This is a genomic window from Salmonella sp. SAL4457 (assembly GCF_046548235.1).
GTDB lineage: Bacteria > Pseudomonadota > Gammaproteobacteria > Enterobacterales > Enterobacteriaceae > Salmonella > Salmonella enterica.
This window is the reverse complement of sequence record NZ_JBGDZO010000004.1, coordinates 219,674-232,126: the sequence shown is the minus strand read 5'-3', so window position 1 is coordinate 232,126 and position 12,453 is coordinate 219,674. Positions and strand designations below refer to the sequence as shown.

Annotated in this window: 10 protein-coding genes and 3 tRNA genes; 1 reads left to right on the top strand and 12 read right to left on the bottom strand. The window is 55.1% G+C overall.

Annotated features, from left to right (window positions below):
* Positions 1 to 17: 17 nt before the first annotated feature.
* The 9 genes from hflC to nnr all read right to left on the bottom strand — a co-directional run bounded on the left by hflC (position 18) and on the right by nnr (position 10,367).
* The gene (gene hflC / locus ACLJNW_RS14835; RefSeq protein ID WP_001232417.1) at positions 18 to 1,022 is read right to left on the bottom strand and encodes a protease modulator HflC; all 1,005 of its coding nucleotides are present in this window, start codon (positions 1,020 to 1,022) and stop codon (positions 18 to 20) included.
* A gap of 2 nt (positions 1,023 to 1,024) precedes the next feature.
* Positions 1,025 to 2,284: an FtsH protease activity modulator HflK gene (gene hflK, locus ACLJNW_RS14830; protein ID WP_000312505.1), complete on the bottom strand. Its 1,260-nt coding sequence runs from the start codon at positions 2,282 to 2,284 to the stop codon at positions 1,025 to 1,027.
* Positions 2,285 to 2,498: 214 nt separating this feature from the next.
* A complete protein-coding gene (gene hflX / locus ACLJNW_RS14825) occupies positions 2,499 to 3,779 on the bottom strand; it encodes a ribosome rescue GTPase HflX (protein ID WP_000460338.1) in 1,281 nt (426 codons plus the stop codon).
* A 71-nt stretch (positions 3,780 to 3,850) separates the two neighbouring features.
* Positions 3,851 to 4,159, bottom strand: coding sequence for an RNA chaperone Hfq (hfq, locus tag ACLJNW_RS14820; RefSeq protein WP_001051875.1), 309 nt, complete (start codon positions 4,157 to 4,159; stop codon positions 3,851 to 3,853).
* Positions 4,160 to 4,241: 82 nt separating this feature from the next.
* Positions 4,242 to 5,192 carry a tRNA (adenosine(37)-N6)-dimethylallyltransferase MiaA gene (miaA, locus tag ACLJNW_RS14815; protein ID WP_001000734.1) on the bottom strand — a complete coding sequence of 317 codons (951 nt, stop codon included), beginning with the start codon at positions 5,190 to 5,192 and terminating at the stop codon, positions 4,242 to 4,244.
* A complete protein-coding gene (gene mutL, locus ACLJNW_RS14810; protein WP_001748746.1) occupies positions 5,185 to 7,041 on the bottom strand; it encodes a DNA mismatch repair endonuclease MutL in 1,857 nt (618 codons plus the stop codon). The genes miaA and mutL overlap by 8 nt, the downstream gene beginning before the upstream one ends.
* Positions 7,042 to 7,050: 9 nt before the next feature.
* Positions 7,051 to 8,370, bottom strand: a complete 1,320-nt coding sequence (gene amiB / locus ACLJNW_RS14805; protein ID WP_023204823.1) for an N-acetylmuramoyl-L-alanine amidase AmiB — start codon at positions 8,368 to 8,370, stop codon at positions 7,051 to 7,053.
* 16 nt (positions 8,371 to 8,386) lie between these two features.
* Positions 8,387 to 8,848 carry a tRNA (adenosine(37)-N6)-threonylcarbamoyltransferase complex ATPase subunit type 1 TsaE gene (tsaE, locus tag ACLJNW_RS14800; RefSeq protein WP_000981984.1) on the bottom strand — a complete coding sequence of 154 codons (462 nt, stop codon included), beginning with the start codon at positions 8,846 to 8,848 and terminating at the stop codon, positions 8,387 to 8,389.
* Complete coding sequence (nnr, locus tag ACLJNW_RS14795; RefSeq protein ID WP_023204822.1) at positions 8,820 to 10,367, bottom strand: bifunctional ADP-dependent NAD(P)H-hydrate dehydratase/NAD(P)H-hydrate epimerase; 1,548 nt, start codon at positions 10,365 to 10,367, stop codon at positions 8,820 to 8,822. The genes tsaE and nnr overlap by 29 nt, the downstream gene beginning before the upstream one ends.
* On the opposite strand from nnr, the gene queG reads away from it, so the two are divergent.
* Positions 10,366 to 11,505 carry a tRNA epoxyqueuosine(34) reductase QueG gene (gene queG / locus ACLJNW_RS14790; RefSeq protein WP_001615111.1) on the top strand — a complete coding sequence of 380 codons (1,140 nt, stop codon included), beginning with the start codon at positions 10,366 to 10,368 and terminating at the stop codon, positions 11,503 to 11,505. The two genes, nnr and queG, sit on opposite strands and share 2 nt — an antisense overlap.
* 269 nt (positions 11,506 to 11,774) lie before the next feature.
* Here queG and ACLJNW_RS14785 read toward each other — a convergent pair.
* From ACLJNW_RS14785 to ACLJNW_RS14775, 3 genes are all read right to left on the bottom strand, one after another.
* Positions 11,775 to 11,850: transfer RNA gene (locus ACLJNW_RS14785), tRNA-Gly, on the bottom strand.
* 156 nt (positions 11,851 to 12,006) lie between these two features.
* Positions 12,007 to 12,082, bottom strand: a tRNA-Gly gene (locus ACLJNW_RS14780).
* Positions 12,083 to 12,238: 156 nt separating this feature from the next.
* Positions 12,239 to 12,314: transfer RNA gene (locus ACLJNW_RS14775), tRNA-Gly, on the bottom strand.
* Positions 12,315 to 12,453: the final 139 nt, after the last annotated feature.

The window sequence follows — 12,453 nt, the reverse complement described above, 5'->3', positions numbered from 1 at the left end:
AAACCGCTGACGCTATTTTAGCGTGTCGTCGAACTCGGTGTCTTCATGTAGCGGAAGAAATCGCTGTCCGGGCTCAGTACCATCACGTCCTGATTACCTTCGAAGCTCTTCTCGTAAGCGCGCAGACTACGAATGAACGCGTAGAAATCAGGGTCCTGACTGAACGCGTCGGCAAACAGCTTCGCGGCTTCAGCATCACCTTCACCACGCATGATACGCCCCTGACGCTCGGCTTCCGCCAGAGTTTTCGTCACCTCATAGTCAGCAGCCGCACGCAGTTTTTCCGCTTCTTCCTGACCTTGTGAGCGATGACGACGCGCGACCGCTTCACGCTCGGCGCGCATACGGTTGTAAATCGCCTCAGAAACCTCGGTCGGCAGGTTGATCTGCTTAATACGCACATCGACCACTTCGATACCCAACGCCGCCATACTGTTCGGGTTGATGACCGGTACTTTACCTTTGGTTTCCGCCGTAACGCGTTCCGCCGCTTCGGCAATCGCGTCATCCGCCGCCGGGGTCGCTACTTCATCATCGGTACCGGCTGAACCGGAGTTCAGCGCGTCGCGCACCTCCAGAGTCAGACGACCACGAGAATCGGTCACGATGTCTTTTACGTCCAGGCGACCAATCTCAGAACGCAAACGGTCCGAGAATTTACGTTTTAACAGCACTTCGGCTTGCGAAATATCGCCGCCGCCGGTCGCCAGATAGTAACGGCTAAAGTCGCTGATACGCCATTTGATGTAGGAGTCGACAATCAGGTCTTTCTTCTCTTTAGTCACAAAGCGATCGGCCTGGTTATCCATCGTCTGGATACGCGCATCAAGCATTTTCACTGATTCAATAAACGGGATCTTAAAGTGCAGACCCGGCGCGTAAACCAGCGGTTTGTTCTCATCGTCACGCAGAACTTTACCAAAACGCAGCGTAATGCCGCGCTCGCCCTCTTTGACCACAAAGACGGACATGTAGAGCACTACCAGCACGATGATGATAATCGCAATAACTGACTTACGCATCGTTATTCCCCCTGACGCTGGTAGTCGTTACGCTGCGCATTCGCGCGGCGTTGGTCCATAATATCGCCCTGATTTGAGGACGACGTGTTGCTTGCTCCGCTGGCGTTAGATTTTGTGGACGGCGGCAGGCGCAGCAGGTTGCTGGCGCTATTGTCGCTCTTTGCCGCCGGCGCATTCCCGCCTTTCAGCATCTGATCTAACGGCAGCACCATTAAATTACCGCTCTTGTCGTTAACCAGTACTTTACGGGTATGGCTCAGCACTTTTTCCATCGTTTCAATATACAGACGCTCGCGCGTAATCTGCGGCGCGGCTTTATATTCCGGCAAAATCTTCGCAAACCGGGCGACTTCACCCTGCGCTTCCAGGATAGTCTGGGTTTTATAGGCGCGTGCCTCTTCCAGAATACGCTGCGCCTGACCGTTGGCGCGCGGCTGAACTTCGTTGGTATACGCTTCCGCTTCACGAATGTACTGCTGCTCGTTTTCACGTGCGGCAATCGCGTCGTCAAAGGCGGCTTTCACCTCTTCCGGCGGACGCGCAGCCTGGAAGTTCACGTCCAGCAGGGTAATCCCCATGTTGTACGGTTTGATAGTCTCTTCCAGCTCGCGTTGGGTATCGCTACGAATAACGGTACGACCTTCGGTCAGGATGCGATCCATCGTGTATTTACCAATGACGCCACGCAGCGCGCTGTCGGTGGCCTGACGCAGGCTATCGTCCGGGCTGGTCACGCTAAACAGATATTTCTGCGGATCGGTGACGCGGTATTGCACGTTCATTTCAACGCGCACGACGTTTTCATCAGACGTCAGCATCACGCCTGACGCCGCCAGTTCGCGCACCGCTTCGACGTTCACCGGCGTGACGTCGTCAATAAATGTCGGCTTCCAGTTCAGACCTGGCTCTACCAGATGGCTGAATTTACCAAAACGCGTCACAACGCCACGCTCGGCTTCTTTAATGGTATAAAAACCGCTGGCCGCCCAGATAATGACTACTGCCGCCGCGGCGATGGCGACAATACGGCCTCCCAGTTGCGGACGCGGGCCTTGCGATGAGCTACCGCCGCCGGAACCGGTGCCTTTACCGCCCCCAAAACCACCGAGTTTTTTACTCAGCTTACGGAAGATATCATCCAGATCGGGAGGTCCCTGATCGCGGCCACCTTTGTTTCCATTTCCCCCAGAGTTGCTGCCAGGTTTGCTGCTTCCCCACGGGTCGCGGTCCTGTCCGTTATTACCGGGCTGATTCCACGCCATGTTTGTGCTCCATATTTGTTATGCGGTGATCCCCGTTGTCTTTCGACCTCAGAGGATAAGGCGAAATTACTCCATGCTTCAGACGAACCGCCGTTACAGACATCATCTTTCAGGCTGCGTCTTGAGTGGCGGCTTTTTTACCCCAGGTCACTTAGTTGTGAGCTCCTGAGATTCTCTCAGCTACCGCCTCAATACGACCTGAATGACTTCGCGTCTAGATCACGTATTCGATCAACGCCGGTTCTTGTTTACAGAGGCGACGCCAGTCGACAATCGGCATTCGTACCTGCAGACTGACGCTACCGTCTTCCTCCATCCACTCTTTTTCTATTGCCTGAAGCTGATAAAACCGGCTTCTCAGACGCCCTTCCTGCGGCGGCAAACGCAGCGTATGCTGCGCCACCTCGCCGGAAAGACGCTCCGTCAAAGCCTGAAAAAGCTGTGGTATCCCCACGCCGCTTTGCGCTGAAAGCCAAACGCGGATGGGTTTATTCTCTTCATCTCTGTCGATACGCGGTTCAAAGTCGTCCAGCATATCGATTTTGTTCATCACCATTAAGGTGGGGATTTCGTGAGCGTCAATCTCTTCGAGAACGGTGTTTACCGCCTCGATGTTTTCCTGCACGCGAACATCCGCCGCATCGACCACATGCAGCAGCAGCGTCGCCTGACGCGTCTCTTGCAGGGTAGCTTTAAAGGCAGCCACCAGATCGTGCGGTAAATGGCGGATAAAGCCTACCGTATCCGCCAGAACGGTTTCACCGACATCCGCTACATCAATACGACGTAACGTCGGGTCCAGCGTCGCAAATAGCTGATCTGCCGCATAGACCCGCGCTTCAGTGATCTGATTAAAAAGGGTGGATTTTCCGGCGTTGGTATAGCCCACCAGCGATACCGTCGGAACATCGGCCTTGATGCGCGACTGCCGCCCCTGCTCACGTTGCTTCTCAACTTTCTCCAGGCGCGACTGAATCTGCACAATGCGATTACGCAGTAAACGACGGTCGGTTTCGAGCTGGGTTTCACCCGGACCGCGCAAACCAATCCCGCCTTTCTGACGTTCAAGGTGGGTCCAGCCACGCACCAGACGCGTAGCCAGATGGCGTAGCTGTGCCAGCTCAACCTGCAACTTACCTTCATGGGTACGCGCACGTTGGGCAAAAATATCTAAGATAAGACCGGTGCGATCGATAACCCGGCACTCGCACAAACGCTCCAGGTTTCGCTCCTGGGCTGGACTCAATGCATGATCAAACAATACGACCGCTGCGCCAGTCGCTTTCACGGCTTCCGCAATTTCAACTGCCTTACCTTCACCTACAAAGTACTTCGGGTGCGGTGCTTTACGGCTACCGGTAATCACCTGCATTGCTTCGACACCGGCGGAAGAGACCAGAGATTCAAACTCCTGGAGGTCTTCCATATCTTTGTCTTGCGAAAAATAGATGTGTACCAGTACCGCCTGCTCACCGGCATCATAACGGTCAAACAAGCGTAAACCCTCTTAATAACCAGCGGGGGCGATTATCCGACGCCCCCGACATGGATAAACAGCGCGTGAACTTATTCAGTCTCTTCGCTGTCCTGTTGCGCAGTAGAACCCTGCGCGTTGCTACCGTGATGGTAGTTATTGCTGGCGCCGCCACCGGCATTGTTGCTGTGATGGGAAACCGGGCGAGACGGGACAACAGTAGAAATCGCGTGCTTATAAACCATCTGGCTGACCGTGTTTTTCAACAGGATCACGAACTGATCAAAGGACTCGATTTGACCTTGCAGCTTAATACCATTCACCAAATAAATAGAAACTGGAACACGTTCCCGACGCAATGCGTTCAGGAACGGGTCTTGTAAAGATTGCCCCTTAGCCATTCTCTTTTCCTTATATGCTTATTTGTACTTTGAACCTTTCGATTCTGAAAAATTGCGCACGATACGTCTCAATTGTACACATTCAGTCTGCGATAGCACCAACAACCTGTAATACTTCTTTTCGCGCCCGATCGGGATTCTCACTGTCAAGCCAGCGCACCCCTTCCCAACCGCGCAACCAGGTCATCTGGCGCTTCGCCAACTGTCTCGTGGCGCAAACACCTCTATAAACCATTTCATCATATGAGATTTCGCCCTCAATGTATGACCACATCTGGCGGTATCCCACACAACGGATGGAAGGCAAGTCCGTATGCAAATCTCCTCGGGCAAAAAGCGCCCGGACTTCTGCTTCAAAACCTGAAGCCAACATCTGATGAAAACGCAGTTCAATGCGCTGATGGAGCAGTTCACGGCTCGCCGGGGCGATAGCGAACTGATGCACCTGGTACGGTAGCGCGTCTCCTGACGTTTGCGTTAGCTCCGTTAAAGTTTTACCCGAAATGAAAAAAACTTCCAGTGCCCGGGAAAGTCTTTGCGGATCATTTGGATGAATTCGCGCGGCGGCAACCGGATCTATCTCCTGAAGTTGCTGATGCAACGCCTCCCATCCAAGCTCCGCTGCTTGCTGCTCTATCCGGGATCTGACTTCCGGATCTGCTGAAGGCAGCGGCGATAACCCTTCCAGCAATGCCTTAAAATACAGCATGGTACCGCCCACTAACAGCGGGATACGCCCCGCAGCGGTGATCTCCGCCATTTGCGCTAACGCGTCGCGGCGAAAATCCGCCGCCGAATACGCCTGCGACGGGTCGCGTATATCCAGCAGTCGATGCGGCGCCGCTTTCAGCTCATCGGCATTCGGCTTAGCCGTGCCAATATCCATTCCCCGATAAATGAGGGCGGAATCAACGCTTATCAACTCTACTGGCAAAACTTTACGCAGTTCTATCGCCAGCGCCGTTTTGCCGGAGGCCGTCGGCCCCATCAAAAATATCGCCTTAGGCAGGCTCGCCTTGCTTACATCATTCATGCTTCAGGGCGTTCATCGCCGAATGTAAATCAACAGGTTGTAACAGGCCACCCGGCGGCGCTTTTACCAGCTGCGGACATAGCCGCTCAACATCCGCCAGCAGCGATATGGCCTGCGCCATCGACCACTGCGGATGTTCGCTCTGCACATTACGCGCTATCCATTGTGCAATATTGACCGTTGCAAATGTGGTCTGCTGCGCCAGGTAGCCTATCAGTTCAGGAATCAAGATTTGTAAATTTTGTTGTCGTAAGGGTAAAGGCACCGCCCGAATGGTCACATGCTGCGCATCTGACTGAAATTCAATACCCAATTCTCCCAACAAAGATTGGGCTTTTTGCAGCGCGGCTTTTTCATCGGCGCTCACTTTTAAACGCAGCGGAATCAGCAACGGCTGCGCGCAAACCGGACTTTGACCCGGTGTAAGCTGCGCCTGACGCAGCCAACGCTCCGCAACCGGCAGCGACAAGAGCTGGATAGTCCCCGCGTGTTCCAGCAACGCGCAGTCACCGCCGACTATCGTCAGTACGCGACCGAAACTCTGGCTATGTCCGTCAAGCGCAGGCGCAACCGGCTCCGGCGCGGGGCTCGTCGCCGGCGTCTGTAAAAGCGCGCGATAAACCTCGCCCTGCTGCTTCTGATAACCTGGCTGCGCGTGCGGCCAACCACCTGCGGACTGACGCCCGCCGTTGCCGCCCGATGCGCCGCCGGAATAACGCGGTGTCGCGGGCTCGCGCGCCGCAGTTGGCTCGGCGGGTACAGCAAAATGGTTGCGCCCGGCGGCGATACGGTTTTCCGGGACATGCCGCGGCGCTGGCGCAATCTCCTCCAGCGGCAGCGTCGTTTCCGTCTGCTGTTGTAGAACGCTCAGCACCCCTTGATAGATGAAGTCGTGCACCAGCCGGGATTGATGAAAACGCACTTCGTGCTTGGCGGGATGAACATTGACATCCACCTGATGCGGGTCAATCTCCAGATACAACACAAACGCAGGCTGTTGGTCCGCGCCCAGTTTATCTTCACAGGCCTGGCGAATGGCATGGTTGATCAAGCGGTCGCGCATCATGCGGCCATTCACATAACAGTACTGGATCTCCGTTAACGCCGTGGTGGTGTGATTCGGATCGGCGACCCAGCCGCGCAGGGTCAGATCGCCATGCTGCCACTCGATCGCCAGTGCATGTTCGAGAAACGGCGTGCCGCAGATGGCGCCTAACCGGCGCTCTTTTTGCCCGTCCTTTGCGACAGCGCGATACTGCCGTACCAATTTGCCGTTGTGCGACAGGTTAAGCGTGACGTCAAAACGGGCCAATGCAATACGACGGATGATCTCATCGATATGATTAAATTCCGTTTTTTCGGTACGCATGAATTTGCGCCGGGCGGGCGTATTATAAAAGAGATCCAGAACTTCCAGGGTGGTGCCGACCGGGTGCGCGGCGGGTTTTACCGTCACGTCCATGTCGCGCCCTTCCGCATACGCCTGCCAGGCTTCCGCCTGCTCCGCCGTGCGCGACGTTAGCGTCAAACGCGAGACCGAACTGATACTGGCCAGCGCTTCGCCGCGAAATCCCAGACTGATAATCGCTTCCAGATCGTCAAGCGAGGCGATTTTACTGGTGGCATGACGGGCCAGCGCCAGCGCCAGCTCCTCTTTTTTAATGCCGCAGCCATTGTCGCGAATACGAATAAGCTTCGCGCCGCCACGCTCGATGTCGATATCAACGCGGGTAGCGCCTGCATCCAGACTATTCTCTACCAGCTCTTTAACAACCGACGCAGGGCGTTCCACCACTTCGCCAGCGGCGATTTGGTTCGCAAGCTGCGGCGGCAGAACCTGAATCGGCATGAAATCTCCTTAATTCGCGGCAGTTATGGCGCCAGGCTGGTTGGTACTGGCCGTCTGGCCTGGGCTGCCCTGCGGCGCAGACTGGATCGGATGCGCTGCAAAGTACTTACGCAACCCCCGGTATATAGCGTCAGCAATCTGCTGCTGATAGCGTTCGCTCGCCAGCAATCGTTCTTCGCCGTGATTACTGATAAAACCCGTCTCCACCAAAATGGACGGGATATCCGGCGAACGCAGCACGCCCAGGCTCGCGTGTTCCGGGCGACGTTTATGCAGCGACCCCACGCCGTCCAGTTGGCTTAGTACGTTCGTCGCCACATCATACCCTACCCGCTGCGAATGACCGAATTGCAAATCCAGTACCGCCTGGCTCAGGTAAGGGTCTGACTGACTGTTCGCCAGCACATCGCCAGCGCCGCCTAACAGTTCGGATTGCTTCTCATGCTGCTCAAGCCAGTTTGCCATTTCGCTGTTCGCGCGACGATTGGACAATACCCAGACGGAGGCACCGGTGGCGTCGCGATTTGGCGCGGCATCCGCATGAATAGAGACAAGGAAGTTGGCGTTTTGCTTACGCGCCACGTCAGACCGCCCCATCACCGAAATAAAATAGTCGCCGTCACGCGTCAGCACGCCTTTAAACATCGGATCGTTATTCAGTAATGTGCGTAACTTACGCGCGATGGCGATGGTGACATTTTTCTCGCGCGTACCGCCCGGGCCTATCGCACCGGGATCCTGGCCTCCATGTCCGGCATCAATAGCAATCACCACTTTATCGCCAGCGCCTGCCGACGCGCGCGCCGCAGGCCGCGTAACGGTATTGCTGCTGGTTACGCCGGTCAGGCGATCATCAGAAGATTTAAACGGATTACGGGCCGGCTCCGTCGGGCGAGGCGCGCTTTCAACCCGTTTCGCGACGACAGGCGGCGGTGGCGGCGGAACATCGGCATTAATGGTGAAAACGACCGTATAGTTGCCGCCGTTTTGCCGCTTCACCGCCTCGGTTTTACCATTTTCCGTCAGATCGACAAGCAACCGTAAAGATTGCGCATCTTTCGGCGTTCCAGCACGGATCGTTTTTACCAGATTGTTACCGCTAAACTGAAGCGGCAGCCCCTGAATCACGCCGGTCTGCCTGATATCCAGCGCCACGGTACGTTTACCGTCCTGTGAGTAAGCATATTCCGGCTCGCCGATAAAACTCAGCGTAATGCGCGCCTGCTGCTCGCCGTTGGAAACCTGAATATCAGAGAGACTGGCGGCGCCCGCCTGCGCGCACAGCAGGATTAAGGCTGCTATTACGGCATTTTTGATGCGATAAATCATCCCGCCACCTTTATAGCTAATCGGCTAAACGCGCCAGTAACGAATGACCCGATGAGGATACCGCGCTTACGCGAGCCTCACGCCCCTGCGCCTGGTAATCAATATGGATTTCGACGTCCGGGTCGGGGAGAACGCCTTTACCTTGTTGCGGCCACTCCACCAGACAAATGGCGTCGTTGGCGAAATAATCGCGAATGCCCATAAACTCCAGCTCCTCCGGGTCCGCAAGACGGTATAAGTCGAAGTGATATACCATCATGTTATCAAGCGCATAAGGCTCTACCAGCGTATAGGTGGGGCTTTTTACATTACCGTTATGGCCTAACGCCTGTAAAAATCCCCGGCTAAACGTCGTTTTACCGGCACCTAAATCGCCATACAGATAAATAACGGTCGCGCCATCGCAGGCGTTGGCTACCCGTTGCCCCAGGTCTAGCGTCGCCTGTTCGTCAGGTAGCGGAATTACTCGATTCATCATGGTTTACGTCAATCACATCAGGGTTAACAATACGCCGCAGCGTAGTAAAAAGATCGGTCGCCAACATGCCGCGAGCGCCATAACGCGCTGCCAGTAAGTCCGCCGCCGCGCCGTGAGCCACACATCCCACACATGCCGCATCATACGGGGTAAACTTCTGTCCGAGCAATGCGCCGATGATGCCGGACAGGACATCGCCCATCCCGCCGCTCGCCATCCCCGCATTACCAGCGTCAATGATAGCCAGAGGGTGGTGTTCAGCGGCGATAATCGTTCCTGCGCCTTTTAACACGACCACGCCTCCGTACCGTTTTACCAGACGCTGTGCTGAAAGTAAGCGATCACTTTCAATTTCTGCCACAGAACATCCTAACAGGCGGGCAGCTTCTCCCGGATGCGGCGTAATCACGCGATTGTGACGTTTATCAGGATTGATTGCCAGTAGGTTCAACGCATCCGCATCCCACAGCATAGGTTTACGGACGTTTTCTACTTTCTGTAAGGCTTTTTTGCCCCATTCCTGCTGCCCAAGCCCCGGGCCGATCACCACAACGTCAGCCCAGGTCAGGCTCTCTTCCAGCGACTGAGGCGTGAGTTCATGTACCATCAGTTCCGGGCGGGCCGTCAGCAACGGCGCAATGTTTTCACCGCGGGTCAGTACTCTGGCCAACCCAGCCCCCGTACGCAGCGCCGCCTCGCCAGCCATCCGAATTGCGCCCGCTGTTCCCTGGTCGCCGCCGATGATCGCCAGACGACCATGATCGCCCTTATGCGAGGTCGGTCGACGCGGCGTTAACCATTGCCCCAACTGCGTCGCGTCAAAACGCCGGAGCGGCGGCGTCTGGCTTGCCAGCCAGCCTTCCAGTCCCAACGCGTCATAATGCAGTATGCCGGTAACGTCACGCGCTTTGCCGGTCAGCAGGCCTGGTTTCAGGGCGATAAACGTGACCGTATGCGCGGCGCTTATCACCGCGCCAGGCGTGGCGCCCGTTTGCGCCAGCAGGCCTGACGGGATATCGACGGCGACAACCGGCGCAGGATGGGCGTTCGCCTGTTCAATCAGACCGGCTACCGGGTCGCGCGGCGCCTGGGCTATACCGGTGCCAAGCAGCGCGTCGATAATTAGATCCGTCGCTTCCGGCCAGATAATATCGGCAGCATGGATAATGCCGCCGGCATTCAGCCAGGCATCGCGCGCCTGCGCCGCTTCTTCAGGTAACGGTTTGTCGCTCTCCTGCGCCAGCAACGTTACGCTAATGCCCGCCGCTTGCGCTAGTCGCGCCACGACGTAACCATCGCCGCCGTTGTTGCCATGACCACACAACACCAGCCAGTGTCGGGTGTCAGGATAACTGTCACGGGCTACCCGAAATGCCGCGTCGCCAGCGCGCAGCATCAATTCATAGAGTGTGAGTCCGAAGGCATCCGCCGCATCGCGTTCCAGCCGTTTGATGTCATCGGCGGGCCAAATGGAGTGTGGTATACTTACAGGGTTTTTCTTCATGTTATGGTCCATCATGTCAAAGCCCCTCGATCTCAATCAGTTAGCGCAAAATATTAAGCAGTGGGGGCTGGAGCTGGGCTTTCAGCAGGTCGGTATTACTGATACCGATCTGCGCGCATCCGAACCTGCGCTGCAGGCGTGGCTGGACAAACAATACCACGGCGAGATGGCATGGATGGCGCGCCACGGTATGATGCGCGCCCGGCCTCATGAACTCTTACCCGGTACGCTACGTGTCATCAGCGTGCGCATGAACTATTTGCCCGCCAACGCCGCGTTTGCCAGTACGTTGAAGGATCCCACGCTGGGCTACGTTAGCCGATATGCGCTGGGGCGTGATTATCACAAGCTGTTACGCAGCCGCCTTAAAAAACTGGGCGAGCAGATCCAGCAGTACTGCGGTTCGCTGAATTTTAGACCGTTTGTCGACTCTGCGCCTATTCTTGAACGCCCATTAGCGGAAAAAGCCGGACTTGGCTGGACGGGTAAGCACTCACTTATCCTTAATCGGGAGGCGGGCTCATTCTTTTTCCTGGGGGAATTGCTGATTGATTTACCGCTGCCGGTCGACCAGCCGGTCGAGGAAGGTTGCGGCAAATGCGTCGCCTGTATGACCATTTGCCCGACCGGGGCGATTGTCGAACCGTATACGGTGGACGCGCGGCGCTGTATTTCTTATCTCACCATTGAGCTGGAAGGCGCTATTCCGGAAGCATTTCGCCCACTGATAGGCAACCGTATTTACGGCTGCGATGACTGCCAGCTTATCTGTCCGTGGAATCGTTACTCTCAGTTGACCGACGAAGCAGATTTTAGCCCACGCAAGGCGCTGCATAACCCAGATTTGGTTGAGTTGTTTAGCTGGAGCGAAGCGCAGTTTCTGAAAGTCACTGAAGGTTCTGCGATTCGGCGCATTGGTCATTTACGCTGGCTGCGCAATGTTGCCGTCGCGCTGGGGAATGCGCCGTGGAGTAATGCCGTCATTACGGCGCTGGAAAGCCGCAAGGGTGAGCATCCACTTCTCGATGAGCATATCGAATGGGCGATTGCGCAACAAATTGAAAAGCGCAACGCCTGCATCATTGAAGTGCAGCTACCGAAAAAACAGCGTCTGGTCAGGGTGATTGAAAAAGGGCTGGTGCGCGATGCCTGAATTATTCACAGGCTGTGTATAAAAATAAAAACACATTGCGATTCAAGAGGGAAAAAAGGAACAGACAATAACGCTAACGTTTTGAAATCTTATTTTTTCTATATTTTTCAGTAAATTATAGAAATTCTACGCGTCAGGTATAATTTTTTGCATTCCAGGAGTAATGGGCCGCCCTGTGGATAAGTCTGTTTACAAGGATCTGACGAAAGCGGAACAAAACGTGCCCCAACGCGATATTCGTTGTGGATAATTTTACTGCAGATAAGAATTGGAGCGGGAAACGAGACTCGAACTCGCGACCCCGACCTTGGCAAGGTCGTGCTCTACCAACTGAGCTATTCCCGCATAATCTTCGTCTTTCGAACCGCTACTGCGTTGGCTGCCTTCACTCGCCTGAGTCACTTACTTCAGTAAGCTCCTGAGGACTCATTCAGTTGCCGCCTTGTCGCAATTCGAAATCCTGCGATTGGTGGTCTGTGCTTAACAAGCACTTTCAAATTTTGGAGCGGGAAACGAGACTCGAACTCGCGACCCCGACCTTGGCAAGGTCGTGCTCTACCAACTGAGCTATTCCCGCATAATCTTCGTCTTTCGAACCGCTACTGCGTTGGCTGCCTTCACTCGCCTGAGTCACTTACTTCAGTAAGCTCCTGAGGACTCATTCAGTTGCCGCCTTGTCGCAATTCGAAATCCTGCGATTGGTGGTCTGTACTTAACAAGTACTTTCAAATTTTGGAGCGGGAAACGAGACTCGAACTCGCGACCCCGACCTTGGCAAGGTCGTGCTCTACCAACTGAGCTATTCCCGCAAATTTGTTGCTGTCGTAATTCGCATTTCTGCGTCGTTACGGGAGGCGCATTATACGAGAAATCCATTTAGCTGCAAGCCCCTGAACGCATTTTTTCGCGATTTTTGTTTGAATGCTGATTAAATCACCAAACAAGACA